We start from the raw sequence: 24,727 nt of genomic DNA on the forward strand, positions 1-24,727 counted from the left end.
CTGCAAGGAGATAGGTGTTATATGAGAACGATGTCGCCTGTGTTGGCGGCTCAGGAAGATCAGTGCAGATCACTCTTAGCTATAACTCATTCTTTGTCAAGGAAAATTACTGCGAAGGCCGACACCCGAAAATTTGCACTGTCGGTCATTGATGTCTCTGACGAGAGCGCAAGAGTTGCTATGGAAGACACTCCTTGTCCTTGTTAACATCGGGCTCGTGCCCGATAACTGGCGAGAAGCCGATGTCCGCATCACTCGGGAATGTTCCCTTAATGTTCAAGTTCTTTGAGAAATAAGATTTCGATTGCAGGGTGTAGAGACTCTGCTCCATCAAACGCCAGCATTCAAACGGAAAATCTTGAGCCCACTTTACGACGCTGCTGATCGCTCGCGCATCGAGTGCTTGAATCGTTATTGCAAGTCAAAGTAATCGCGGTCGAGAGCGACGCGATCTCTGTTTGTTTGGCATAGCTGACCCCACGGCTCGCTCCTGCACCCAACACCACGGCCGTTCGTCTCGAGGATCGAGGATACTTTTCTCATAGATTTGTCTTGCTCATGATTCTAGATTAGGGAGCGGAAATTCTTACGGGCTCAATAGCGACGATGTTTTTCGGCGTAACGGGCGACCGATATAGAACCTCGCCTCCAACGTCATGCAATCCGAGAAGGGGTGCGACAAACAGGCGACTCCAAAGACAATTTTCAGAAGGCTTCGAGTTCTGACGTAAATTCTGTAACTGCCGATAAGATAGCCTGTAACAGGCTGTCCATTTTCGATAAGACGGGCGACAGTTTCCATATGGCCGAGATGGTTCCTGCATTCATCGATGCAGGCAAAAAAGCGTCACAGGGCGAGCGAGAGATCTTTGTACTTCTGCGGGATGCTTTGGTTCCGCACGAGGGATATATCGTGTGGTATGAACCAACACCGGCAGCAAATCGAACCGACTTTCTAGTCTGGTTTCCAAAGCGAGGTCTTCTTGTCATTGAAGTAAAGGACTGGTCAAACGATTACATCCAAGATTTTGATCCCTTGCGATGGACTGTTCATGGTAAATGGGGCCTTAGAAAGGAACTTAACCCGGCAGAGCAAGCTAGAACAAGCAACGAGAGGTTGAGAGATCTTCTCGAAGAATCTGAGGATCTCCGCCAAGGGGAGGGTGATTATCTCGGTAAGCTTCGGTTTCCGGTCAATCACTGTGTGGCTTTTACCAGGCTCACGCGACAGCAGGCCGAAAATAGAGAAGGACTCATCCAGACGCTTGGAAGTACGTATTGCCTTTTCAGCGATGATCTTATTTTTGACGTGGCCGATGAGGGATCGCGGAACAGATTCGAAGCTACGCTTCAGAGATGTCTTGGTGTCAAATTTAATTTTGAACCTCTCAGCGATGAGCAGATGAAGACTCTGCGGAAGGCTCTATTTCCCAAAGCGTCGGTGAATATGACGCAGACGGGGACTACGCCGAAGAATGTATTACCGCCACCTTTTCATCCGCCGCAACAGCTGCCGGTTATTGTGTATTCTGCGGCTCTCCATGCTCGCGCTAACCCTCGCCGTAACCGGATTCAGATGCCGGAGGTGGCTGTTGTCGCCTTGCTCTTTCTGCTTTCTTTTCTGCCTTTTTTGTGGTGGGCGACAGGCGGCGAGATGAATTGGGACAGTTTGAGCCCGCTTCATCCGCCGGTCGCAGATGTTATTGCGGTGCATACCTGTGATGTAGTCAGTTCGTCTTGCAAGTGTCACGAGAAACGGTCATTTCGGCGGGGAGCCGTTCTCTATGTACAGTTTCTTGCAAGGGACTCAACTCCACTATCGGGTGCGGTTCGTGATGCGGCTGGGATATCGGTGCCGTTGAGTTTCTCTCACTACAAGCATGGTCTGCTTGCAGGGGGCTGCCATATTGCCAAATATCCTGTGAATCGTCATGGACCACAGGGGATGTACGCGATTCAGATTGCATGGCAGAACGGCAACAGCGGGCAGAGCGTGCTTTCAAGAGGGTTTGCGGTGACTCCCTGACGCGGTGAAAGGCTTTTGCGAATAGATGCGGTAGACAGCGCTTCCGTGACCACGAATAGTCACGGCAATCTCGGCGTTTGTTATCTGATCTCTCTATGGTTCCAAACATCCGAATCCTTGCGGGATATGACTATGGTGCTGTTGGCGCTAAGTTTTATTTCGTCTTTTATTCGCTATAATCAGTTTTAAGCTTATTCTGCACAGTTGCACCTGAATTGGTGCATACTGGACAGCGACATTGGTTGCTATCCTTGGACTGGTACGAAAGGAGAGAATCTCATGCCTAGGGGCGAACTGCTAAAAAAGCTGTTTTATAGCTACGCCCATGGGGACGGTCAAGGGTTCCTCGACACCGCGACCGAAATCATTCGGGATGAGGAATCGAAAAACAATCGCGTACTTGCGAACGCACTCCGCAGGAATTTGGGAGACACGAAGAGCCCTCAGCCACGAGATATAGCGCAACAAGGCGATAAGACCTTACGGAAGTTGAATGTCGTTCCATTCGAGCGCGAGAAGCAATTGCCGCTCGTGGAGACGATCACCCCCGAAAGGCGCGCATCTGATCTGATTCTGAAGAGAAGCAATCAGCACCTTCTTCTATCGCTGGTGAATGAGTTTCGGAAACGCGACACTCTGGGCGCGCATGGTTTGCGTCCCCGCTCTCGGCTTCTTTTCTGTGGTCCTCCTGGCTGCGGCAAGACGCTCTGCGCTGAAGTGTTTGCACATGAGGTTCGGTTGCCTTTGCTGGTTGTCAGCATGGACGTGATCGTTTCTTCTCTCCTCGGCGAGACCGCTACGAATTTGAGGAGGATCTTCGATTACGCGACTGTTCAACCAGTTGTTCTGTTGCTTGATGAATTCGACGCTATTGCTCGCCTGCGCGATGACGAAACACTCAACGGCGAGTTGCGTCGCGTCGTAAACAGTCTCTTGACGCTCATTGAAAAGTTTCATGGTCAAGGCTTTATCATCGCGGCGACAAATCACGAGCGACAGCTCGATCCGGCAATCTGGAGGCGTTTTGATGAAGTTGTCTTCTTTGAAAAGCCCGATAGAAATCAGATCATCCGTCTCGTGAGTTTGAAATTCAAGAACTTCAAGCGTGATTTCGAGTCCATTGAAGTGGCCGACGCATTTGAAGATTTTTCGCACGCCGATATCGAGCGCGTGTGCATCAACGCTATTCGTCGCGCAATTCTTAGCGGCCAACGTGTCGTCACAAAGCGCCGCTTGTTGAGAGGTATCGCGCTCGAATCCCGGAGAAGGGATATCGCGCAGCAGCACCAATCCTAGCGAACTTTAGGTCATGCCAGAGCTTCCCCACCTAATCCTGCCTCGAGCCGAAGTTGAGATGGAGCGCCGAAAGAAATTGGGCTTCGGCACATCGCCCCAAAAAGATGTGACAGCGCAAACGGAGCACGTACGTCTCGCTGTAGATGAGGCGCTTGCTGTCCACAAAAAGCTGAGAGCCGATATCGCAGACCCGGCGCTGATTGTCCGTGTGCGCACAAGCGGTGTCGTTCCGGAGGAGGAGTGGGAACGTGCGGGTCTCGCGGTCCTCGGCCATGACGCCACAGATTCGGTCGTGCTCTTCGCAAGTGACGCCGAGCTGAAAGAATTTCAGGAACGCCTTGCGGCTTTCGCAGCAGAGAAGAAGGCAGGACAAAAAAATCCCTCTTACAATCTCTTAATTGCTTCTATCGAAGAGTTTGGGCCACTAAAGCCAGAGGACAGGATCGGTAGCGCTTTACTCGAAGAGGGGTTCGAACGTGCCGAGAGTTTCTCAGAAGATCGCCAATTCAACCTTGATGTGGAATTGTGGGATGTCGGAACGCAAGCCGAAAGAGGCCAGCAAGCGGATCGCATGACAAGGGAAATCGCCGGGTTAGGGGGCGAGGTCAGTGATCGCTATATCGGTATAACTTTCTCGGCGCTTCGGGTGCGCGCGATGGGTAACGTCGTTCGGCGGCTGCTCAATGATCCCCTTGTGCGACTAGTAGATTTACCGCCTCAACCAGACCTCGACGTTGCGCCATTGCTCGATGCGGGAATAGCAGACCTTGGGATAATCGAGCCGCCTGATGCGGACGCGCCTCTTATCGCGATCCTTGATACTGGCGTTAATAGCGCACATCCGCTTCTTGAACCTGTGGTCGTTGGCCGCGCCGCGTCTCCCGACACGTTGGCGCCAAACGATGTTTTCGGGCACGGTTCGCGTGTGAGCGGAATTGCCGCCTACGGCGATGTGCGTAACTGCCTCGAAGAAGGTACCTTTCAATCGAGCGTTCGAATCTTGAGCGGTAAGGTGATCAACGATCAAGGCAATCTCGATGATCGCCGTCTCATAGCAACGCAAATCAATGAGATCGTGCGGTTGTTTCATGCGCGAGGTTGCCGCATCTTCAACCTGTCCATCGGCGACAGGCTGAGCCAGTATGTCGGAGGCAGGGTAGGGCAATGGACTGCCGTGCTCGATGAATTGGCCCGCGAGCTTGATGTATTGTTCGTCGTTGCTGCGGGTAATTATCTCCACAAGCCAGCAGCGCATCCGGAGGAGCACCATACGGACTATCCGGTATATCTGCTGAATGGGAGCAATCGAATATTTGAACCGGCTACAGCGGCCAATGCGCTCACGGTCGGCGCCGTGGCACATGCTGCGGCTGTTCCTGCGTCTGCCGGTGGCAATGTGGGGCTTCGTCCTATTGCCGAAGTCGGGGAACCCGCACCTTTCACTTGCGCCGGGCCTGGCGTGAATCGTGGGATCAAGCCTGATCTTTGCGACGACGGTGGGAACATCTTGTATGACGGCCTCGCGCATAACCTCGTCCGCGTGCCTGAAAGCGAAGTGTTCACCACAAGCCATGATTATCTGCGGAATCTTTTCACGACGGCGCGCGGCACCTCCTGCGCAGCTCCGCTCGTTACGCACAAAGCGGCGCTTGTGTTAAGGGCGTTCCCGGAAGCAAGTGCAAATCTCGTTAGGGCTTTCCTTGCAAACTCCGCAAGAATCCCTGAACCATCATTGCGACGCTTAAAAGACGAGTCGGAGGAAAAGGTTCTTAGCGTTTGCGGCTACGGTATCGCGAACGCTGAGATGGCGGCGACCTCGGATGCGAACCGCGTCGTACTCTATACAGAAGGCGAAATGCCAATGGATCGGTTCTTCGTGTATGAGGTGCCAATCCCGTCCGAATACGCTCAAACAAAGGGCAAACGTCATATCGCCGTAACACTTGCTTTCGATCCTCCGACACGACATAGCCGGTTAGCGTATCTCGGTGTTGAGATGTCGTTTCGCCTCATTCGCGGTAAGTCTCTCGAATGGGTGCGAGAACACTATCGTAAACGCGAAGAGAAGACGGAAGGAAAAGCCGAGAAGCTGGGTGGTAAGTACGATTGCGATTTCGATATTGGCTCGACCATTCGCGAACGCGGTACCTTACAACGCGGCATCTTCACGATGACAGCGAATCCCTCGGACGAGTATGGCGAAACTTACTTCCTCGTGGTTCGCTGTGAGAGGCAATGGTACCCGGACGAGTTCGCGAAACAACGTTTTGCTGTGGTCGTCGAGATTGCGCATAGCGTCGACGTGCGGCTCTACGAGCGGATCGATCAGCGCGTGAATGTACGTCTCCGCGCGTAACCGGAGTCGAAGTTTGGTCAGAGCCTCGCACAACGGCCCTAGTATTCGGTCCGTTGGCAGCGGAAAAAATGTTCCACCGCGACAGGGAATCTCTCAGAAGAAGCAACATGACGAGTGGAAAGAGCGAGAACTCATTCTTCTGAGACCTGCTCAAGTGGCCTTCGATGCTGCTTTAGCGAAGGTGGACAGTGGGCCATTGCCATGTCCCTCTCTGGAGAGCATGTCAATCCTGCCCGATCTCTACCTGCATCCGGGAATTCAGGGCTTCGAGTATCCGGAGGACTCGCCCTCTATTTCGCCAGTGCGATATATCGGGCCACTACCTCTACCGCCAGGTCACGCTCGGCTTCCAGATTGGTGGCATGAACTAAACGAGACAAAGCGGCTCGTGCTGGTTACCCAGGGGACTGTCGCAAACAGAGACTTCGGACATCTCGTAGGACCATCGTTGGAGGGTCTTGCCAGGGAAGACGATCTAATCGTCCTGGTTACGACAGGGGGACGCGCGATCGATTCGATCTTGGTGAAGATCCCAGAGAATGCGCGTGTTGCGAACTTCCTTCCCTATGACCAGATTATGTCGAGGATCGATCTGCTGATTACGAATGGCGGCTACGGTACCGGCAACATGGCGCTGGCGCATGGTATTCCGATCATCTCCGCTGGATTGACAGAAGATAAGGAAGATGTATCCGCGCATGTTCAGTGGGCCGGCGTCGGACTCGATCTCCGAACCAACCAGGCGACCCCGGAAGCGGTGCGTGCTGCGGCGAGGAAAGTTCTCGATAGTCCGCACTACCGAGAACGGGCGAAGGAGCTCGCACAGGAGTTCGCGAGCCATGACATGGAGAGAGAACTGCTCAAAAGTTTAGAGGAAATCAGCTTGCTCGCTCCTCTCTCTATGGATAGCTAAGGTGTTGTTTGTAGAAGGCGTTGGCAAAAGCAAATCGTCTGCAGTCACAAAATGAATCGCCATCCTGATTCCTTGGTGTGGCTGCACATGTTTTGAAGTGGTTCCCAGAAGAAAGAGAGTTTCCATTGTTTAATGAACTTGACCCACAGGTAAAAGCTCTCCTGCAGCAGTTTCAAACAAATGCAGAGCAGCATCCTGCTCCATCTAAGCCCCTCTCTGCGAAGGAAAAGATTGCTGCAACACGTCACTGATGCGTACCTTTGCAACGTTATGTCACCCATCCGAGTCGGTTTCCAGAACCGAAGATTTCGACATACCAAGTCCTGCTAGTCTTATGGATAAATCGGAACAGTAGCTGAGGTTATTCTGTGAACCGTCGAACAGATTGTCCTGCGGGTAGGATTCGAGACTTTCTGGCCAAGATGGAATGCGCTGCATTTCGTTTATTTGTAGGAGCAGATGTTATGTAACTGTATCCGATCAGGTTCGGTGGTGAATACCTCGGAGAACACCTTTATTACTACGCCTCACTTGGGGAAGCATTGAATTGCTTATGGAAGATGTATGCCATGCGTCTATTGCTGAAAACTCGCGTGGCAGAGGCGGCTCTAGCTGCTGTGTCATGCGTTGCCAGACTTAACAGAGGCATTACACGAATTGTTTTATAAAGCGACAGTATAGGTAGCCTGTGAGGTTGCTGGCTTCTCTTGAACAAACACGGAGCCACTCACTTTATTGCTGCTCACGATTCAGCGGCTGGCCGAATATGCAAGGCTCTTCGCGACCTCCGGATCGTCATATCGGATCTCGTCTCATTCATGCTTCTGTTGCCGATTAATAGAAATGCGTTATAGGCCCGAAACACCTGGGAAGCTAAGATCAACCTTCTATGGTCGACCGATGGTACACAAATCCAGCGCGGCGCAGGCCCTTCGACAGGCCATCCTCGCGGAGCGTCCACTCATCCACGCCTGCGAGGCTATCGAGTCCAACGTGCTCACGCAGATTGCCCAGCCGGAAGCCATCGAAGCGTAACTAATGGCGACCGGTAGTGCATTACCCGTTTTGGGTCAGCGGTGCAGCAGGCAGGAGTTCGGTGCTCCAGAACCAATGGGTACCCGTTCACGGATAGGCCGCGCCTGTACGGCTGTAGAGCTGATCTATCCGTCAACACTTCACATGATATCGAGGACTGATGAAATTTCTTCTTGCTTCCACCCCGCTAATTGGGCATGTAAACCCTGTACTGAACGTTGGAAAAATCCTTGTACAGGCCGGACATGAGGTTGTGTTCACCTCGACCGAAGGGTTTCGTGCCGCAGCAGAAGAATCTGGCCTGCGGTTTATTGTTGCTCCTCCCGGCGCCGCCGAGGATATGTCTGATATCGATGCCTCATTCCCCGAACGTAAAGCCCTGCCACCCGGACCACAGCAAATTCTCTTCGATGTACAGAAGATATTCTGCGATCCAGTGCCAGCTCGCTATGCTGGCCTACTCTCCATCCTGCAGACCTTTCCTGCGAATGCCATCGTGGTCGATTCTCTCTATGGCGGCACATTGCCGTTTCTTCTAAAGAAGGGGGTAAATGGTCCGGCGATCGTTCACCTTGGCATCGGTTCGTTTATGTATCACCGTGATGACTCTGCGCCGTTCGGCCCAGGTCTGCCACCGGTACAACCTGGCTCCCTGGAAGACGAGCAGTACAAGCTAATCGCAGCCGTTATAGACGCTGAGGTGTGGAACCCAGGACGTGCTTATATGGATGACATCCTCCGCCAGCTCGGAGCCGCTCCGCTCCCTTTGTCCTTTTGGGATAGCGTAATAGCGTTACCGGATCTCTACGTACAGCCCGGTTCTCCGAGCGTAGAGATTCCACGCAGGGACCTGCCGGACAGTGTGCATCGCGTAGGTGCTCTGCCATCGTTCACCAATGGCAAGCTGCCTGAATCTATAGAGAAACTGATCGGTACAGGCAAAAACTGATCGTCGTAACTCAGGGCACAGTTTCGAATATCGACCTGACTCAGCTCGTGGAGCCGTCACTCGAAGCGCTCTCAGGACAGGAAGATCTTATCCTCGTCGCAACGACCGGCGGTCGTAACCTGTCCGCGGTGCACTGCGAGATACCGGAAAATGCCGCCGTACTGCAATACCTGCCGCTCGACGAACTGATGAAACACGCAGCCGTTCTGGTCACAAATGGCGGGTACGGAACAGTGTGTCGTGCATTCGCGTTAGGCGTGCCGATGGTTGTTGCTGGCAAGAGCGAAGATAAGGCTGAAGTTGCCATGCACATGTCAAACGCTGGCATCGGCATCAACCTGCAGACAGACCGGCCCACAACTACTTCGATCCTCGAGGCAGTCGAGACCATCTTGTCGACAGATACCTACCGCAGCCGTTCTCGCGCCGTGGCTGACGAGTTAGCTGGCATAGATGCAAGTAAGAACGTAGCGCGCCTGGTAGAAGAAACTGTGCTTGCAAAAACAGGCCAGGCTCTCGCAAATGTGTAACACTACGGAAGAATCAGCCACAGTGCTGCCAGTAATTACTCCTTCACACTTGCGCAGAGTTCGCAGTTGAAGATACCAACCTTCATCTCCGTTCGTGCATATATACCGCTATGCGTCCAGGTAAACGGGGATGGTAACGGCAACGTAGCCGGGTACGCAGACCCGAATCCACAGAACGCCACGGACCCCAACGTGAACGATCACTTCGACTGGTAGGAGTTCAACTATCAGGGCGGCATCTTCATCAACACAACCCAGGTAGATGAGTTTGCTCTACCGCTGACGCTAGACGTTTGGGGTAACAGCGGAACGTTCCATCAGCGTATGGACATCACAGAGTCGGTTGCACAGATCGATTCTGAGTTCGTCCAACAGGTACCCGTCCAATTCCAGCCTGCCCAGATGTCGGATATGCGTATCCCATCACCCACAAAAGTGAACATGGCGGCGGGTGCTGTTTACGGAAACTACTTCGATGGCCTGATTGCAAACGTATGGAAGTCGTATGCGGCCAGTCCGGTCACTATTACCGTGAATGGGCGCCAATTCGTTGGCACCTCTTCAGGCTCCGTTCTCACGTTTACCGAGGTAAATCCGTCGCAAGCAAATGCCGGTGAGACCTTCATCATCAATCAACCATCAACTCAGGACATCCTGGCCTGCCGGAACGATGGCGCGGGGCGCGCCCGCTCCGGCCCCGGCGGATGAGAATGCAATCCAGTCGCATTTGTAGAAGCAAATCTGCTCGGCTACCAATCGTGGTGTGCTGAACAACCCCGCCAATTGGATAAACGTACCCCCGTACTATGGCAGTGCCCCGGCGAACCTCTACTCCGCCTTCTGGCACCGCCACTCCATTGGAGGTCTGGCGTACGGATTCTCCTACGACGATAACAATAACCAGAGCACAACTATTACCACCCCGGTGCCCGAGCACATAGCGTTCGGCATTGGCTGGTAATCCAACACGCCTAACAAGCGGATATCCCGTTTGCGAGTCTCCGCAACCTCGTCTCGCACTACGGACCAGCTAACGATCTTGTAGTCCCGCCTATGGGTGCGAGGAGACGGACCATTCCATTTAGCGATCAAAGCTACATATCAAGACCGATCCTGTAATTCACCAGCAGTGGCGATCCACCAGCCAACTCCCGTCACAAAGGGGCCAGTCCCTGTTTGTTTACCGAGTCTGCCCTCAGCGACACTCCCAACGTAGTATGTCCCTTTCGCAGCCTCCACGCCTGATAGAACCCATGGATGGCATGCAGCTCTTCGCCCTCTGCAATACTTTCGTCCCCAACAAGTTTCGCTACAAAAAATGTATGACTGCCGATCTTTCTCATCGTCTCCACCTCCATCTCCCTCACCCGCAGAGCAAACGCAGGAATCGGAATCTGGAAGTGAACCGATCTTTTTATTGCAAAAGGAAGCTGGTTCCAATCAATTCGCTCTTCGAAGTGATTCGCTGCCAGCTGAAACGCAAGCTTCCCCTGGTTGAACGGCACACTGCTGAGCGCGATCCTGCCCGTTCGCTCGACCATATGCGCAGGCTTCCTCGAATCTTTCAAACCAAATCCGAATCGTCCCTCTCCCAGCTCGCCCATCAAGTTCATGATGAAGATATTTCCACCTGCCTTATCCTCGAGACTCGCAACAGACACGGGATGCGGCCGAATGAACGATACCATCGCTGCTCGCCGCTCAAGAAACGACATCTCCATCCCCGGCGGACTGATCTTCCCCATCCCGCACAGGTATGAAGCAGATAATGTGCGGCCAGTCTCGGCCTCGGCAGGCAATAGTTCACCGAACTTCGCACTTCGAAGAAAAGAAACTTCGAACCAACCGATTCAACTCCAGTAGCGCGCCGCCGGCCGATTTCACCCAACAGCCGTCTGCGGCCCCCCCGTTCACAGAATCTCAGCGATAGGTGCTTCGTCTCCTCCTTATTAGGTGTCATACCGAGGCAATGCCCATGACTTAGGTGCATTGCCCGCTCCCTAATAGAAACATATGATAGGCAGCGCACAGAGCCTTGACTAGATTTGGGTTCAAGTTGGTTACGCATACTGCGACATACGACTAGCTTTTTCAAGATGAAGATCTGTCGGAACGGATGGTAGAGAGATCACTGTTCTGGTCAGACCGATTCTGGAGCCGAAGATCGTACGGATGAGACACGATACTGTGTCGACATCGATATCGGCATTGTGAACGGTTATATCTAATAAACCCAGAAAGTGCCTTCAACGGTGGGCAGAGTCGCATATTTCGAGCCGGAGTCGATATTCCGGAAGGCGAGTTAGATGGTCGTGATGATCTTCCGAGGGAAACACGTTGAAATTGAGCCCGTATGACTGGGGCCGGTCTCACGGACCGTCAGGTTCTATCCGGAGGCCCCACTAGGGAATAGGACTTGCTCTGGCTTTAAGGAGAGGCTACATCTTCACGACCGATCTTGGAGGGTTTGTCCGGAGATTTGATGGGGCCGCATTTGAAAGCTCCGATGTAATCTATACCGCACGGGATAGCTCACGGGGATTGCTTATGCGGCGGTGGAATAGTAGTCAATAAGAGTAACAATGTGGCCGAGTATGACCGAACAAAAGGACAGGAGAGCTTGATGTCATTGGAGAAGGTAATCTACACAGCGCATGTGACCGCCACAGGTGGACGAGAAGGAATAGTGAAGTCAGACGATGGCAAGCTGGAAGTCAAGCTCGATCCACCTGAGGTCATGGGCGGATGTGGTCAGGGGACAAATCCGGAGCAGCTTTTTGCAGCTGGGTATGCAGCATGTTTTATCGGTGCACTCAAAGTTGTGGCGAATTCGCAAAAGATTCAAGTGCCCAATGAGATATCAATCGATTCAAGAGTGAACTTCGGCCTACTCGCCGGAGGCATCAAGGGTTTCGGCATTGGGGTGGAAATGGTGGTGCATATCCCAGGCATGGACAGAGAGCAGGCGGAACGCATGGTGCATCAGGCACACGAGGTATGCCCATATTCCCGTGCCACTAGAAATAACATCGAAGTAAGGCTCTCAGTGGCATAACCGAATCCGCATAAGCCGGATCCTCGCCCCAGCTACACGGACTCGGTAGCGTTTCTCTCTCGATCTGAAGTTGACCCTGCCAATTCATCTTCGAGCCGTCAGACACGACGTCCGCTCGATCTAAACAACCACTCCTGAAGAACCAGAAAGGAATTATCAGTGAAGAGATCAGTACTAGACATAGTGTTGCTGTCGGTACTTTCTTGCACCGGCACCGCCATCGCGCAAGATGTACACCTGTCTCTGTCAATTTACGGACCTTGCTGCACAGCTCCTCAATCGCTCTCCGTTGCCGCCTTCTCCCGTGACGATCACCAAAGCCGATATCATCGGGGAGATCACAGTCACCCGTCTGTAACCAAACGTTGCCACCCAACAGCGTTAAGACGGAGGCACACTTAGAGGATCAGCTTTGGCAGGTGACGCGCTAAACATTGCAGGGAATGACAGGCCGGCTTCTCGACAGCAATCGTCAAATGAAGGAACAGCAGCGCTGAGATGACGATCGTCTCCACTGGTAGACCTCTGCCCTAGCAGAATCGGTCAGTTTGGCCGAAGTTGCTAATCAAAAAGCAGAGGTCGATGAGGGTGCTGGAGACTTGCCTACATTTTTTTCAATAACTTACAGTGCTTTTGGTAGCCAGTGGTGCTCATGTTTTCAATGAGTTAAGTCCAAAAGCACTTCTGTCACAGCAGAGGGAACGGGAGTTCATTGGGAGTCCCTAGAGATGACGCAAGCTCTTTCAAATCAACCAGCTGGGAGCTGTATCGCTCTTACGAATTGGGACTATTAGGAGATTTTGGGAGCGCGTGTGTCAAACAGAAAACCCCGTCTTGCTGATTATAAGTACCTTATCCGTAATGGAAATTGACGACCTTTGGATTTCCCACCCAAAGGTCGTTGGATTTCGGCGCATGTAAGCACCAGTTCTGTTTCGTTTGCTTCGATTGGTTGCGACTGATGCGAATGCGTGGGACAATGGTTTTTAGAGGTTAACGCGATGTCCCAGACACTACTCATGCCGATGCTTCCCTCCGAAACGGACGCCACGCTCGCAAGAGAAACCAGCCGCCTACTGGCTCCGCGCCTGCGCTCGAAAGCGCCTCTTCGCTTCCGCGTCGTGGACGCAGCCAAAGAAGAAACCTTGCAACTCCCCGCACCCGCCGTCCAAATGCTGGTTCGCATTCTGGAAGAGATGGCGCGTGGCAATGCCGTTACCTTGATTCCAGTTCATGCCGAGTTGACCACACAGGAAGCGGCGGACATGCTGAATGTCTCTCGCCCCTACCTGATTCAACTGCTGGACGAGGGAAAGATGGAGTACCGGAAGGTTGGGACGCATCGCCGCGTTCGCTTCGACGCTTTGATGGCCTACAAGCGTCAGTCTGATGCAGAGCGCCGTGCGGCTCTCGCTGAACTGGCAGCGTATGACCAGGAGATCGGGATCTGATTGTGGCGGCATTCATTGTTTTCTACGACGCGAATGTGCTCTACCCAGCGGAGTTGCGCAACTTCCTGATGCACCTCGCCATGACTGGAATGTTTCGTGCCAAATGGTCCGCAGACGTTCACGAGGAATGGATCAGCAGCCTTTTGAAACGCCGCCCTGAGCTTACGCGTGAGAGATTGGAACGCACACGGCGGCTTATGGATACAGCCGCTCCCGATGTGCTTGTCACGGGGTATGAACATCTCATCGCTGGCCTCGTTCTTCCTGATGAAAAAGACCGGCATGTACTGGCAGCAGCGATCCGCTGCGGAGCCAGCGTCATCGTTACATTCAATCTGGTAGATTTTCCGCGTGAGTCGCTGCGAGAGTTCGGAATCGAGGCGCAACATCCTGACGAGTTCACTTTTAATCTGTTCGACCTTGCTCCCGGTCTTGTCATCGAAGCCGCAGAGAACCACCGGAGTAGCCTGAAGAATCCACCCAAAAACGTGGATGAATACCTGGCTATGTTGGAAGCCCAAGGGCTGACACAGACGACATCTGCCCTCCGTGAATATATGCACGGCTTGAATTGAACTTGCTTTCTTCGGGACTTCCGCGACAATCGGCTAATCGGGAATTAGAAAGTGCTGCGGAGGCTTGTCATAGATTTGAGCGAGCTGGATCAGTTCAAACACTTCGACGCTGCGCTCACCGGTCTCGCATTTCGAGAGGAAGGAGTGCGGCCTGCCCATGCGGGCGGCTACGTCCCGCTGCGTCAGCCCTGCTTCCTCACGGGCCAAAATCAGCTTTTCGATAAATCTGTCATACAAAGCCTGATGCTGCGCCGTCCTGCCCTTGCGGGACACGCGGGTCTCAGGTTTTTTCTGTTTCTTCACCTTTCAAGTGTGGGAAACCCTTGACGAATCCCCTAATAGGGGACAGGCTAGATTGCATCGAATCCTTTCAGGAGATCGAGAGTGACGAGAGATTATGTGGAATGCCCTGAAGTGGCGGGCAAGACGATCAAAGCCCTCAAGCTATATGAGGACGACACCGATGGCTGTGAAACGCTGATTGAGTTCACAGATGGAACATCGTTCTCCAGCTCTGTCTCCTATCAGCCAACGTTCAAAGGAACGTTGTTCGAGGGCGGCGTTGGGACGCCGAAGATCATCCGCGATTACGAGCCGTAGCGCCCGCCTCAACCTGACGTCGTCATGCCCGTAAGGCATGACGAATGCTCGAAATGTCATTGGACGTTTCGACGCGCCGCTCTTAGCTTTGCGCCTAGCTGACACAAGAGTCAGCGGAGGTGCAAAGATGCTCAGAATCCGCCGCGCAATCCGGTTGGGAAAGCCTCTCAATCGGTCGTCCAATCTCCCCGCCAAACGGCGGGGAGACCCCCTCTCAAAGCAAACCCTCCGCCACGCCCTTCATGTGATGGCACCGACGCTCACTGCGCTCCTGTTCGCGGGAGTCGGAAGCGGTGTCGCTCATGCCCAGGGAACGATGGACTTCTCCGGGGCGCAAACGTTAATGGGAACATTCAAAACCTTCTGTATTTATGCGGGTGCTGTGATTTGCTTCGGCGGCTTAATCTTCGCCGGAATCCGCATGATGTCGGGACGGTTTCAGGACGCGATCCCAGGACTCTTCGGCGCTCTTTTCGGTGCCGGGGTTCTCGGTTGGGGAGCCGGATGGATTGGCAGCTTAACCGGGCAGCAGATGTAGGAGGTGCATCTGCTATGACCAAGCGGGGAGAGCCGTTACCGATCAATCAAGCGCTGAATCGACCGAGAGCCAAACTTGGCCTCGATCTTACAGCATGGATGGCGATTGTCTTCGTCTGCGTAACGGTTTTCCTCGTTGGGTTTCGTCTTCTGGCGATGATTGCCTTCCCCACGCTTGCAGTGAGCGCATGGCTCATCGTTCGCAAACACCCAAAGATGTTCCAGCTATGGGGCCTGAGCCTCAACCAGAAGTCCTACTATGACCCGCGCAAACACTGAGCAATACAAACATACGCCGTGGTTCGCCAAGGCCGGAGCTGCGTGCAGCATCGTTCCGATTTCGCGCTTCGTTGGCCCGAATGTCTTTGCGCTCAAGGGCGGCGGCTCTGGATGCCTGTTTTCACTGACCGGCATTGACGAAGAAGGGCTGACCGATCAGGAACTCGATGCGCGAATGCGGTCGATTGAAGGCGCATTGCGTGGACTGCCTGAAGGCTCCTGCCTGTACCAGTACGCCCGCGTTCTGTCAGGTTTTGAACTACCCCGTCAGAACAAATATACGAATCCCGCCACGCAGGTCTTCGTAGACGACCGCCTAGCGTTCCTTGAGAAGACGGCAGCGTTCCGCCGCATTGATCTTCATTGGTGCCTCACGCTGGAGCCGTCCAAGGCGAAAGCGTTTGAGCGTCAGCCACAGGAGAACGCCGCCGACACGTCGCGCATGTTGGCCGAACTTCAGAAGACGGCGACCATCCTTGAAAGCCATCTCGGCAGCACTCTTGGATTGCGGTTGCTCCCGAAGAATGATGTCTTTCAGTTCTTCAGCTATCTGTTCAACCTTGAAGATTGGGCCAGTGCTGACCAGCTCCGCAGCGATACCGGCGTAGACCGGCAGATCGTGAAGAACCCGGTTGCGTGGCACAGCGATTACCTGAAAGTCGGCAAGCGCCATGTGCAGATGTTCTCCCTGAAGACGACGCCCGAAGCATCGAGGCCGTGCCAGTTCTCCAGCCTGCTCACACTCGATTGCGATAGTGTCCTGTGCTCGACATGGCGCGTGAAGTCCACCACCGAGGCCCGTAGCGAGATCGACGCTCAGGAGAAGTTCATCTCGTTTTTCAAGGTCGGTGTACTGACTCGCGTGATGAGCGGGCGCGATACGGCCTCACTCGAAACAGGAGCCGGAGCGAAGGCCGCCAACAGCAATGTTGATGACTTGAGCCAGGTCATCCGCGAGTTGGATAAGAAAGCGCAGGGCGAATACTCGCTCCGCTTGCTGCTGGCGGCACGCAGCGCGGAGCAGCTACGCGATACCGTTCCCGCCGTGCATCGGATCTTCGTCGATGCACGCGCTCAGGTGATGGAGGAGACGCTTGGCAATCTCTCTGCCTTTTACGCGATGTTCCCCGGTAATCAAAAGTTCAACGTTTTCCCGCTGTGGCTTGCGGAAGATCATCATGCGCGACTCTCCTCTGTCTTCGCGCCGCACATCGGCCACACTCACTCAGAAGACCTCGATTCGGAGTACCTGAATATCTTCGAGACCCGTACCCGGACACCGTTCTTTCAGGATGTGTATGTGGATGGCGTACGCGTCATGCTTATCATCGGTCCGACCGGGACCGGGAAGTCGGTTCACGGGAACCAGATCATCGCCCTTGAGCAGAAATACGGCGGTTTTACCTACATTTTCGACATCGGCGGCAGCTACGAGAGCGTTGTCGAATTATACGGCGGGCGGGTTGACCGCGTTGGAAAAGACGGCCCGCGCGTCAATCCCTTTGCTCTGGAGCCAACTGAGAGCAATATCAAGTTCCTGTATTCCTTCGTGAAGCTCCTGCTCACCAATGGCGGCGCGGAACTGGAGCCCGAAGACGACGACGTGATCCATAAGGCCGTGCAGGATATGTACCTGCTCGACCCGGAGAACCGGCGTCTATCCAATCTCTTCCTGCCAAAGAAGCTCGACCGCTACATGTCGAAGTGGGTTGGCAAAGGCATTTATAACGCTGTCTTCGACAACGTAGAAGACAGCCTTTCGCTGTCGCGCCTGCAATGTTTCGACTTCCAAGGTGTGAACAACGAGCAGTACGCCGACCTCATCGAGCCGCTGATGGTGTGGCTCCTCCGGCGTATCAACGATGTTCTCTACAACCCCGCCAATCTTGGTGTACCCAAGCACATCCTCATCGAAGAAATCTTTTCCTCCATGAAGAACAAGCAGTTGTTAGACGGGGCTCTCGCTTCCATCAAGACCGTGCGCAAAAATCTTGGCGGCGTCACCATGATTGGGCAATCGGCGGATGACCTAGGCGCGAACGCTGACAGCATCGTGAACTCCTGCACGTCATTCCTGTTCCTGAAAGACGCGACGTTCAATCGGAAGCGGTACGCCGAACTGTTCAAAATGACGGAACAGCAGCTCGCTCTCTTCGAGAGCTTGCAGGACCGTGAAGGTCTCTACATGCGTCGCGACGGCCTTACCAAAGTCGTCACGCTCAATCTCGACAGCCGCAGCTATGCGACGTTCTCCACCAAACCCAAGGATCGGGTACGCCGGTCGAAACTCATCGCCAAATATGGACTCACCGAGGGCATCACGCGTTTCGCCCAGGGTGAGCCCGCCTAACCGAAAGGACCAGAGCAATGAAACCGCCCATCCCCATCATCGTTACCGTTGGTCTTGCGTTGACCGCAAGCATTGCCTCTGCGTCCGGCCCAACGACACCCGAGCAAAAGCACCTTCAGCCGAACGCGCCGCGCACCATCACCGTGTCCGAAACGGACACGCCGCCTGTGGTTCGCGCTGGCCTGTTGCAATCGACGCTCATTCTGCTTCCAGATCAGGAGAAAGTTGCGAACGTCTTTGCTGGGGACACCGTGGATTGGGTGTTCGATGGCGGCCACGTCGCCAGCCGCTTCATCAGCATCAAGCCGAAAGTCGCGGGTGGTACGACGGACGTTCACATCGTCTCCGATCACGGCAACGAATACACCTTGCAGTTGCGGGAAGTCTCCGGTGAGGATGATCCCCACTTCGACTCTAAAATCTTTATCGCTCCCGGCGACAAAGCTGCAAAGGACAGACTGATTGAGATGCCCGTCTTCGTTCCGGCCGCCGAGCTGGACAAAGTGAAGCAGGAAGCGGCAGTAGCGCAAGCGGCGCAGGCCGCAACGCTGAAGGCTGAAAAGACGCAGGAAGAGGCGTATCGCAGTCAGTATCCCGGCTCGCTCCACTTCGACTACACATGGGACAAGTCGAAGGGCAAGGAGCTCGGCTTGCAGGCGATCTGGCGCGATGACAAGTTCACTTATCTTCGCGGCCAATTTCAGGAGACGCCTGCTCTCTACGAAGTGAAGGACAAGAAACCATCTCTCATCAACTTTGATTTTGCGAATGGTCTCTATACCGTTCCGAAGCAGTTGGACAACGGCTACCTGGCCATCGGTAAACAGAAGGTCGAATTTCACCGCGCAGCGGAAGTGAGGTAGCCATGTCGGAGCCCAATCAGAACATCCCTGCAACCGTGCCCGACCAGCCGGAAGCAAAGACTCCAGTACGGAAGAGTATGCCGGTCGTCATCGCCCTGGTCGTCATCATCGGGCTTATCGGCATCGCTAATCTCTCCAGTCTGTTGAGTGGGAGCAAGAAGAATGCTCCGGCCAGCGCAATGCCCATGCGTCCGGCAGCGCCGAACGCCCAGCAGGTGAACAGCTTTGAGTCGCAACAGCAGTTGCAGGCCCAGCGAGACGCCGAAGCGCGGCAGCACCAGCAGGAACTTAACGCCGCGCTCCAGCAGCTACAGCAGACCGAGGGCGCTCCCGGCCCGGAGGCCGCAGGCGCCCCTCCCATGACCGCCGCGCAGCGTTCCGCGATCTACGGTGACAATCCGAATGCGCCCAGACGTACGTCCGAGATGTCGCAGGCCCAGGCCGAGGCCAAGCAGAAGCAGCTTGCCAAAGAGAAGCAGCAGCAGGACGCCATCAACAGCGACACCGTTGCGATTGATTTCGAGCGCAGTGCGCCCGCAGCGGGAACAACGGAGGCCGCGCAAGGGACGGCTGCTACCGCAGCCGGCGGCGCGGCACCGGCCAAACCCGCCAATGTAGAAGCCAAAGCCGACAGCAAAGGCAATGCGATGGCCGCTTACAACTTCGATACCTACGATGGCCGTTTGTACCGCATCTTCGAGGGCACCGTACTTGAGGGTGTCGTCACCAATCACATTGACGGCGGGTTCAGCGGCCCGATCATGGTTTCGCTGACTACCGACCTTTACTCGCACGACCATCAGCAGCTTCTCTTGCCGCAAGGCACGCGATTGCTAGGAGATGTGCAGAGCGTCGGCAATGCACAACAGCGCAAGATGTTCGTCACCTTCCATCGTGCCATCTGTCCCGATGGCTTTTCTCTGGAGTTTGCCAAATACATCGGGCTCGATCAGATCGGAACAACCGGCCTTGCAACGAAGGTAGACCACGGCTACCTGCAAGCCTTCGCCGCCGCTGCGGCTATTGGCGGTCTGGGCGGCCTCGCGCAGATCGGTAACAACGGCAGCGTTCTTCAGCCATCGACTCAGATTCGAAATGGCATCTCCGAGCAGTCCGCCGCTGAAGGCGAGCAGGTTTTGAATCACTTCCTGAACCGGCTCCCCATCATCACGCTCAAGGAAGGTTCCCGCGCCCGCGTGTATATCGGAACCGACCTCTTGATTCCGGCTTACGCGAAGCATCGCGTCGATCCCACATTGTAGAGAGGAGCACCGCAATGAATGACCGTTACGAACATCTCCTTCGCAAGTCTCGTGATGCCAAGCGCGGAGGACGCGAAGCATGGACTGTGCAGTCCACCGGCGAAAAGCTCGCCGTGGCGCTTGTCCTCAATCGTGCCGATTGGCTTGCAGAGGATCAGTACACGATCGCCGAGGCCATCGAACGCAGCGGACAGGAATGGGTAGCGATCATCCCGCAGATAGCGCGGCAGCTTGCGGAGGAGGAATGACAATCAGGCAGACGACTACTCTCCATCGGAGCTATCAGGTGTCAGGAATCATTGCCGCGATCTTGCTTGCTCTCCTGCTCCTTGGGACAGAGACCGGACGGAATGCTCTCGCATGGGTGTACCTCCAGTCCACCGATGCGATTTCACGCGCAACACATATCCACGAGTTTTCCCTGGACAGGTGGGACCCGACCTGCCCGCAATGCATGTAATCCAACCCAACCGCAGGAGGCTCTATGAAGATCACACTGACTAACCGCCGCAAGTGGCTCCTCGGGGCAGGCGCAGCGGTGCTACTCACGGCCACGCCCAGCTTCGCCCTGTTCGGCTTCGGCGATATCGTCTTCGACCCGACCAGCTACGCCAGTCTCGTATCCCAGCTCACCACGCTGGAATCGCAGTACAACATGCTGAAAAACAACATCACGCATTTCTCCGCAAAGCAGCAGTGGCAGACGACGCTCCATGCTCTCGAAAACGTGAACGTCGCCAATATGTTCGGTGAGACGGCAGGTATGAGCATAGCGCTCAACACCAACTCCCCGTCTACATCGAGCACAGCATGGAAGGCGGCCACGGTCACGATGAATGGCAGTGCGTCGTCCTACCTTGCCGGTCAATCTCTCGGTAGCTCCCGTACGTCGCAGCTCGCCATGATCGAGACCGCCGACTCAGTATCTCCCGACTGCCTGACGGCTGTGGGTCAGTACCGTGCCTCCAGAAGCCAAAACAACACGGCTAACAACTCGTTGCTCTCGCAGCAGTTCGACGGCTCAGACAGTACCAACAGCGAAGTCCAGCAACTCAATCTCCTCAACGCATCGGAGGCGCAGAGGTTGAGCGAGATGCAATCGCAAGGCACGCTCCATGCCTGCCTCGCTTCGCAGATGACGGTCGCCAACATGGAACGTCGCAACGCCCACGTTGAAGACCTCAACACCGCAGTGTTCGTGCAGCAACAGCGTTCCGCCAACGACACGAGCGCCGCCAACGAATCGAGTACCTGGCAGACCTACCTTCCCTAGTCGGAGACCCGATGCTGAAAGCGATCAACACGAAAATACTGCTTGCCATCCTCGCGGCGTTGACCGCGATAGGCGGCGCATTGACCTACCAGCGGCATGAGGCGGCGAAAGCCGCCGCTGCCGCCGCAAAAGCAGCCGTCATCCTTCAGCAACAGCAGAAGGAGGCCGAAGATCAGCGCCAGCGTGACGAGGCATTTCGGCAGCGTGTAGAGGCGGACAAGAAGAAGCACAATTCCGCCGCTGCACACGAAGGTAAGACATGGCAGAAGTACATCCCCTAAACCTCACCTGAGAGAGTGTGCGATATGGTTTCCCTAGCATTGTTGGCACAAGCATTACCGAGCGCAAGTTCTGGCGTCGATTGGCTGTATCAGTTCACCAATAATCTGACCAATCTCACCACGCAGAACGGTGGCGCGTTGACCCAGCTTGGACTTACGGAGCTTAGCTGTATCGCACTCTTCACCCTCATCAGCATGGTCATCAATTGGAACACCACGAGCATGACACTGCGCTTCCATGCTCAGCCGGTTCATGCAGGCGATCTAGTCAATTTCTTGCTCAGACTCATCCTTTGCTGCCTGCTCGAAAGCTATTGGGTGAACCCATTCCCAGGAGCGAGCTTCGGTATCAATCACTTCTTTTCCTACATCGCGCAGGCGATGGTCGCGGCGTTCGATCAGAACTCGCTCGATAGCCTTCTCCAGCTTTTCAAGACCGCTGGCGACAATACCGCGATGCCGTCTCTCATGGCTCCCGTTCAGATCCTTTGCTACTTCGTTGTGCAGGCTTTGTTGGGCATAGCGTCGGCCATCCTCTTCGTCATCAATTGCAGCGCGTTCATCTTGTACGGTGTGACGGCTTTGTTCGGACCTATCTTCGTACCGCTGCTGATGACAAAGACGTTTCGAGCGAAGTTCTTTCACTTCCTTGACGTGCTTATTAGCTTCGCCATGATTCGGGCTGTAGCCGCCGCATTCATATTCGTTTGGGGCGGCTTTATGAACGCCTTTATCCAGCAGACGTTCAATGGAAATTACTCAATGGAGATGTGGCTTGCCAATCTCATTCCGTGCATCATGGTATTTGTCGCATTCATCGTGAACATGCTTTTTATTCCGAGCATGACCCAAGCGATCTTCGGTGGAGCGGCGGGAATGGCTGAAAGCATCACGAAGGTTGCTGGCACGGCTGCATCGCTAGGAATGTCAGGAGGAGGATAAGGCCCATGTTCGACTACGTACTAAAAGTCGCATTTGTTCGTCGCATATTGCGGTTGCGGATCGTCAGGTTGGCGATTGTCCTTATCCTTCTAGGTTCTGTAGTGGCCGGAGCTATCTACACCTATGTGATCTTCCAAGCGGTTGAGCAAAGGAGCCATTCCCATGTCCACACACACGGCAGTTCATGAGCAATACGTAACGTCAGAGCAGGCATTGCTCGCAGACCACATCGGCAACGAGGTCTATGCCTCTCACTATGCCGAGCGAAAAGCATACCGCCTCATTCTCGGTTGTGGGACGGTTCTACTCTGCGGGTCTATGTGGCTCAACTGGTCCCTGGCGCATCGGCCCGTTGTCAATCGTTACGTTCGCATCGACGAAATGGGACGCGCTCAGGCGATCCAATACAGCGATTTGAGCTATAGTCCGCGTGAGGGCGAAGTACGCACATACCTAATGGATTGGGCGAACTATCGCTACACCATCAACCGCGACACCATTGGGAAGAAATACTCGCTCAATTACTACTTCATGGGGCAAGCGCTCGCCTCACAGTTGATGCTGGAAGACAACCAGAACCACCTCGTTTCTCAAGTAGTGGCAGGCCAGATCGAACAGAGCGATGTGGATGTGAAGAACGTCACCATCACGTCCATGTCCCAGGAGACGGTACAAGGTGCGACAATCGCCCGTGGTACGGCGCTTGTCGCGATCGACAAGCTCTACTCTCCAAGCCACTCGCGTGAGCCACGCACGGAGCATTGGCTCCTGAGTGTGACCTACTACCTGAATCCCAAGCAGGTAAGCGACCAGGCGAAGATTTACCCGCAATACCAGTTCATCAATCCGCTTGGATTGACCATCACTGAGTTTCATGAAAACCGGGTGTCCGTCGATCCCATTGCACCCGGAACGGCGGCCACAACTCCGTCAGCAATAGCACAGCCGAACGCTGGAGTTTCCCGGTGAGCTACGAGCTGATACTGCCATTCTTTCCGCCAGAGTTGCGTGAGCTTCTGCTGGACCCGTCCATCTCAGACCTGATGATTAATGGCACTACGGGCGTCTACGCAGATCGTGGTGGGGTTGTGCAGCATATCCCGCTCACAGCCCCATACACGAACGACCGGCTTCAGGCAGCGATAGAGCGTGTTGCCCGCATCCTCGGGCAAGACCTCACGACACAGAATCCCATCCTCAACACACGCTTGCCGGACGGCTCGCGTGTGGCGGTTGTCGGGCCACCCTCGTCCATCAATGGCCCTACCCTCACCATCCGCAAGTTCAACCGCTGGTATAGCTCCGATGAGCTGATTGCATCGGGTAGTATGCCGTCGCATGTTCGGGATACTGTCGTGCGCCTAATCGGGGACAGAAAGAACGGGATTATCAGCGGTGGAACCGGCAGTGGGAAGACAACTCTGATGAAGGCGTTCCTAGACCACGTTCCTGAGTACGAACGCTTGCTCATCATCGAGCAGCCCGCCGAGCTAAAGGTATCCCATCCCAACGCGGTTCGTTGGGAGGCTGTAGAGGAAATCCCGGGTCAGGTTGCCATCACGCCGAGCGAGCTTCTGGCCGCCGCGCTCCGCCATCGTCCAGACCGGATCATCATGGGCGAGATTCGCAACGAGTGCGGCTACGACCTCTTGCAAGCCATGAACACAGGGCATGGCGGTACGCTCTCTACCATTCATGCAAAGTCGGCGCTCGACGCTCTAAATCGCCTCTCCAATCTAGCCCTGAGTGCCAGGCCCAATCTTAACCACGCATTCATGCGTTCGGAGACGGCGGAAGCCATCGACTTTGTTCTGTACTGTGAGCGCGATCATACGGGCCGACGCCGGGTGCGCGAGTTGATTGCCGTCAACGGCTACAGCCATGCCGAGCAGTGCTTCCTTACGGAAGACATCTATCGAGCTTCCACGACGGCAAGCGCGGCATAAGTCAAGGACGGAAACCCGAATCGGAGCCTACCGGCATGAAAGACCTTCTTGAGCATGATGTAGCGAATACGCCTCGCCTCTGGCATGTGCTCTTGAGCGTGGCCGCTCCGAACTTCAAGACGAGCGAATCGGGACGCAAGACGCGCCTCTTTGTACGGAGGTCAGGCAGAGACGTGGTTCTGGTTTGCCGGTGGATAGCGTCGTCAGG

General features: G+C 54.7%; 27 protein-coding genes. 25 read left to right on the forward strand and 2 right to left on the reverse strand.

The window, feature by feature from the left end; all coding sequences use genetic code 11:
• The first annotated feature begins 802 nt into the window (after positions 1 to 802).
• The 10 genes from HB393_RS00265 to HB393_RS25010 all read left to right on the forward strand — a co-directional run bounded on the left by HB393_RS00265 (position 803) and on the right by HB393_RS25010 (position 10,066).
• The gene (locus HB393_RS00265; RefSeq protein WP_213803143.1) at positions 803 to 2,026 is read left to right on the forward strand and encodes a nuclease-related domain-containing protein; all 1,224 of its coding nucleotides are present in this window, start codon (positions 803 to 805) and stop codon (positions 2,024 to 2,026) included.
• 279 nt (positions 2,027 to 2,305) lie between these two features.
• A complete protein-coding gene (locus HB393_RS00270; RefSeq protein ID WP_213803144.1) occupies positions 2,306 to 3,322 on the forward strand; it encodes an AAA family ATPase in 1,017 nt (338 codons plus the stop codon).
• A 58-nt stretch (positions 3,323 to 3,380) separates the two neighbouring features.
• Positions 3,381 to 5,678 (forward strand): S8 family peptidase, encoded by a 2,298-nt coding sequence (locus HB393_RS00275; RefSeq protein ID WP_213803145.1) that lies wholly within the window; start codon positions 3,381 to 3,383, stop codon positions 5,676 to 5,678.
• Positions 5,679 to 5,898: 220 nt separating this feature from the next.
• Positions 5,899 to 6,591, forward strand: coding sequence for a nucleotide disphospho-sugar-binding domain-containing protein (locus tag HB393_RS00280; RefSeq protein ID WP_213803146.1), 693 nt, complete (start codon positions 5,899 to 5,901; stop codon positions 6,589 to 6,591).
• Positions 6,592 to 7,491: 900 nt separating this feature from the next.
• Entirely contained in the window at positions 7,492 to 7,626 is a 135-nt protein-coding gene (locus tag HB393_RS24995) for a hypothetical protein (RefSeq protein WP_255550691.1), read from the forward strand.
• Positions 7,627 to 7,786: 160 nt separating this feature from the next.
• Positions 7,787 to 8,575 carry a hypothetical protein gene (locus HB393_RS00285; RefSeq protein ID WP_213803147.1) on the forward strand — a complete coding sequence of 263 codons (789 nt, stop codon included), beginning with the start codon at positions 7,787 to 7,789 and terminating at the stop codon, positions 8,573 to 8,575.
• The gene (locus tag HB393_RS00290) at positions 8,575 to 9,105 is read left to right on the forward strand and encodes a nucleotide disphospho-sugar-binding domain-containing protein (RefSeq protein WP_345944996.1); all 531 of its coding nucleotides are present in this window, start codon (positions 8,575 to 8,577) and stop codon (positions 9,103 to 9,105) included. Before HB393_RS00285 ends, HB393_RS00290 begins: the two co-directional genes overlap by 1 nt.
• A gap of 66 nt (positions 9,106 to 9,171) precedes the next feature.
• Entirely contained in the window at positions 9,172 to 9,321 is a 150-nt protein-coding gene (locus tag HB393_RS25000; protein WP_255550692.1) for a hypothetical protein, read from the forward strand.
• 27 nt (positions 9,322 to 9,348) lie between these two features.
• The gene (locus tag HB393_RS25005; protein WP_345944997.1) at positions 9,349 to 9,813 is read left to right on the forward strand and encodes a beta-1,3-glucanase family protein; all 465 of its coding nucleotides are present in this window, start codon (positions 9,349 to 9,351) and stop codon (positions 9,811 to 9,813) included.
• 55 nt (positions 9,814 to 9,868) lie between these two features.
• Entirely contained in the window at positions 9,869 to 10,066 is a 198-nt protein-coding gene (locus tag HB393_RS25010; protein WP_345944949.1) for a beta-1,3-glucanase family protein, read from the forward strand.
• Between the two features lie 193 nt (positions 10,067 to 10,259).
• On the opposite strand, the gene HB393_RS00300 is transcribed toward HB393_RS25010, so the two are convergent.
• Positions 10,260 to 10,904, reverse strand: a complete 645-nt coding sequence (locus HB393_RS00300) for a hypothetical protein (protein ID WP_213803148.1) — start codon at positions 10,902 to 10,904, stop codon at positions 10,260 to 10,262.
• Between the two features lie 824 nt (positions 10,905 to 11,728).
• Between HB393_RS00300 and HB393_RS00305 the strand changes: the two genes are divergently transcribed.
• The 3 genes from HB393_RS00305 to HB393_RS00315 all read left to right on the forward strand — a co-directional run bounded on the left by HB393_RS00305 (position 11,729) and on the right by HB393_RS00315 (position 14,186).
• Positions 11,729 to 12,160: an organic hydroperoxide resistance protein gene (locus HB393_RS00305; RefSeq protein WP_213803149.1), complete on the forward strand. Its 432-nt coding sequence runs from the start codon at positions 11,729 to 11,731 to the stop codon at positions 12,158 to 12,160.
• Between the two features lie 1,001 nt (positions 12,161 to 13,161).
• On the forward strand, positions 13,162 to 13,611 hold the full coding sequence (locus tag HB393_RS00310; RefSeq protein ID WP_213803150.1) for a helix-turn-helix domain-containing protein: 450 nt from the start codon (positions 13,162 to 13,164) through the stop codon (positions 13,609 to 13,611).
• 2 nt (positions 13,612 to 13,613) lie between these two features.
• Positions 13,614 to 14,186: a PIN domain-containing protein gene (locus HB393_RS00315; RefSeq protein WP_213803151.1), complete on the forward strand. Its 573-nt coding sequence runs from the start codon at positions 13,614 to 13,616 to the stop codon at positions 14,184 to 14,186.
• A 33-nt stretch (positions 14,187 to 14,219) separates the two neighbouring features.
• Here the strand turns inward: HB393_RS00315 and HB393_RS25585 are convergent, their stop codons facing one another.
• Positions 14,220 to 14,489 (reverse strand): helix-turn-helix transcriptional regulator, encoded by a 270-nt coding sequence (locus HB393_RS25585; RefSeq protein ID WP_213803152.1) that lies wholly within the window; start codon positions 14,487 to 14,489, stop codon positions 14,220 to 14,222.
• Positions 14,490 to 14,570: 81 nt separating this feature from the next.
• Between HB393_RS25585 and HB393_RS00325 the strand changes: the two genes are divergently transcribed.
• From HB393_RS00325 to HB393_RS00380, 12 genes are all read left to right on the forward strand, one after another.
• Positions 14,571 to 14,786 (forward strand): hypothetical protein, encoded by a 216-nt coding sequence (locus HB393_RS00325; protein ID WP_213803153.1) that lies wholly within the window; start codon positions 14,571 to 14,573, stop codon positions 14,784 to 14,786.
• 247 nt (positions 14,787 to 15,033) lie between these two features.
• Positions 15,034 to 15,324 carry a hypothetical protein gene (locus tag HB393_RS00330; protein WP_255550732.1) on the forward strand — a complete coding sequence of 97 codons (291 nt, stop codon included), beginning with the start codon at positions 15,034 to 15,036 and terminating at the stop codon, positions 15,322 to 15,324.
• Positions 15,325 to 15,338: 14 nt separating this feature from the next.
• Positions 15,339 to 15,602, forward strand: a complete 264-nt coding sequence (locus HB393_RS00335; protein WP_213803155.1) for a VirB3 family type IV secretion system protein — start codon at positions 15,339 to 15,341, stop codon at positions 15,600 to 15,602.
• Entirely contained in the window at positions 15,583 to 17,952 is a 2,370-nt protein-coding gene (locus HB393_RS00340) for a type VI secretion protein (protein ID WP_213803156.1), read from the forward strand. Before HB393_RS00335 ends, HB393_RS00340 begins: the two co-directional genes overlap by 20 nt.
• Positions 17,953 to 17,969: 17 nt before the next feature.
• Positions 17,970 to 18,815, forward strand: coding sequence for a TrbG/VirB9 family P-type conjugative transfer protein (locus tag HB393_RS00345; RefSeq protein ID WP_213803157.1), 846 nt, complete (start codon positions 17,970 to 17,972; stop codon positions 18,813 to 18,815).
• Between the two features lie 2 nt (positions 18,816 to 18,817).
• Entirely contained in the window at positions 18,818 to 20,077 is a 1,260-nt protein-coding gene (locus HB393_RS00350) for a TrbI/VirB10 family protein (protein ID WP_213803158.1), read from the forward strand.
• Positions 20,078 to 20,091: 14 nt separating this feature from the next.
• Positions 20,092 to 20,325 (forward strand): hypothetical protein, encoded by a 234-nt coding sequence (locus HB393_RS00355; protein ID WP_213803159.1) that lies wholly within the window; start codon positions 20,092 to 20,094, stop codon positions 20,323 to 20,325.
• A 236-nt stretch (positions 20,326 to 20,561) separates the two neighbouring features.
• Positions 20,562 to 21,350: a hypothetical protein gene (locus tag HB393_RS00360; RefSeq protein ID WP_213803160.1), complete on the forward strand. Its 789-nt coding sequence runs from the start codon at positions 20,562 to 20,564 to the stop codon at positions 21,348 to 21,350.
• A gap of 11 nt (positions 21,351 to 21,361) precedes the next feature.
• Positions 21,362 to 21,631, forward strand: a complete 270-nt coding sequence (locus HB393_RS00365) for a hypothetical protein (RefSeq protein WP_213803161.1) — start codon at positions 21,362 to 21,364, stop codon at positions 21,629 to 21,631.
• A 24-nt stretch (positions 21,632 to 21,655) separates the two neighbouring features.
• The gene (locus HB393_RS00370) at positions 21,656 to 22,573 is read left to right on the forward strand and encodes a hypothetical protein (RefSeq protein WP_213803162.1); all 918 of its coding nucleotides are present in this window, start codon (positions 21,656 to 21,658) and stop codon (positions 22,571 to 22,573) included.
• A gap of 162 nt (positions 22,574 to 22,735) precedes the next feature.
• The gene (locus HB393_RS00375; RefSeq protein WP_213803163.1) at positions 22,736 to 23,542 is read left to right on the forward strand and encodes a VirB8/TrbF family protein; all 807 of its coding nucleotides are present in this window, start codon (positions 22,736 to 22,738) and stop codon (positions 23,540 to 23,542) included.
• Positions 23,539 to 24,519: an ATPase, T2SS/T4P/T4SS family gene (locus HB393_RS00380; protein ID WP_213803164.1), complete on the forward strand. Its 981-nt coding sequence runs from the start codon at positions 23,539 to 23,541 to the stop codon at positions 24,517 to 24,519. Before HB393_RS00375 ends, HB393_RS00380 begins: the two co-directional genes overlap by 4 nt.
• Positions 24,520 to 24,727 lie beyond the last annotated feature (208 nt).

Source organism: Granulicella sp. dw_53, from assembly GCF_018449545.1.
Lineage (GTDB): Bacteria > Acidobacteriota > Terriglobia > Terriglobales > Acidobacteriaceae > Edaphobacter.

Bases quoted from the DNA above. Each gene is read 5' to 3' on its own strand.
- HB393_RS00280 (WP_213803146.1), top strand. From the start codon at position 5,899: ATGTCAATCCTGCCCGATCTCTACCTGCATCCGGGAATTCAGGGCTTC.
- HB393_RS00335 (WP_213803155.1), top strand. From the start codon at position 15,339: ATGACCAAGCGGGGAGAGCCGTTACCGATCAATCAAGCGCTGAATCGA.
- HB393_RS00365 (WP_213803161.1), top strand. From the start codon at position 21,362: ATGCTGAAAGCGATCAACACGAAAATACTGCTTGCCATCCTCGCGGCG.
- HB393_RS00360 (WP_213803160.1), top strand. From the start codon at position 20,562: ATGAAGATCACACTGACTAACCGCCGCAAGTGGCTCCTCGGGGCAGGC.
- HB393_RS24995 (WP_255550691.1), top strand. From the start codon at position 7,492: ATGGTACACAAATCCAGCGCGGCGCAGGCCCTTCGACAGGCCATCCTC.
- HB393_RS00305 (WP_213803149.1), top strand. From the start codon at position 11,729: ATGTCATTGGAGAAGGTAATCTACACAGCGCATGTGACCGCCACAGGT.
- HB393_RS00345 (WP_213803157.1), top strand. From the start codon at position 17,970: ATGAAACCGCCCATCCCCATCATCGTTACCGTTGGTCTTGCGTTGACC.
- HB393_RS00330 (WP_255550732.1), top strand. From the start codon at position 15,034: ATGGCACCGACGCTCACTGCGCTCCTGTTCGCGGGAGTCGGAAGCGGT.
- HB393_RS00350 (WP_213803158.1), top strand. From the start codon at position 18,818: ATGTCGGAGCCCAATCAGAACATCCCTGCAACCGTGCCCGACCAGCCG.
- HB393_RS00340 (WP_213803156.1), top strand. From the start codon at position 15,583: ATGACCCGCGCAAACACTGAGCAATACAAACATACGCCGTGGTTCGCC.
- HB393_RS00375 (WP_213803163.1), top strand. From the start codon at position 22,736: ATGTCCACACACACGGCAGTTCATGAGCAATACGTAACGTCAGAGCAG.
- HB393_RS00355 (WP_213803159.1), top strand. From the start codon at position 20,092: ATGAATGACCGTTACGAACATCTCCTTCGCAAGTCTCGTGATGCCAAG.
- HB393_RS00265 (WP_213803143.1), top strand. From the start codon at position 803: ATGGCCGAGATGGTTCCTGCATTCATCGATGCAGGCAAAAAAGCGTCA.
- HB393_RS00370 (WP_213803162.1), top strand. From the start codon at position 21,656: ATGGTTTCCCTAGCATTGTTGGCACAAGCATTACCGAGCGCAAGTTCT.
- HB393_RS00270 (WP_213803144.1), top strand. From the start codon at position 2,306: ATGCCTAGGGGCGAACTGCTAAAAAAGCTGTTTTATAGCTACGCCCAT.
- HB393_RS00275 (WP_213803145.1), top strand. From the start codon at position 3,381: ATGGAGCGCCGAAAGAAATTGGGCTTCGGCACATCGCCCCAAAAAGAT.
- HB393_RS00310 (WP_213803150.1), top strand. From the start codon at position 13,162: ATGTCCCAGACACTACTCATGCCGATGCTTCCCTCCGAAACGGACGCC.
- HB393_RS00285 (WP_213803147.1), top strand. From the start codon at position 7,787: ATGAAATTTCTTCTTGCTTCCACCCCGCTAATTGGGCATGTAAACCCT.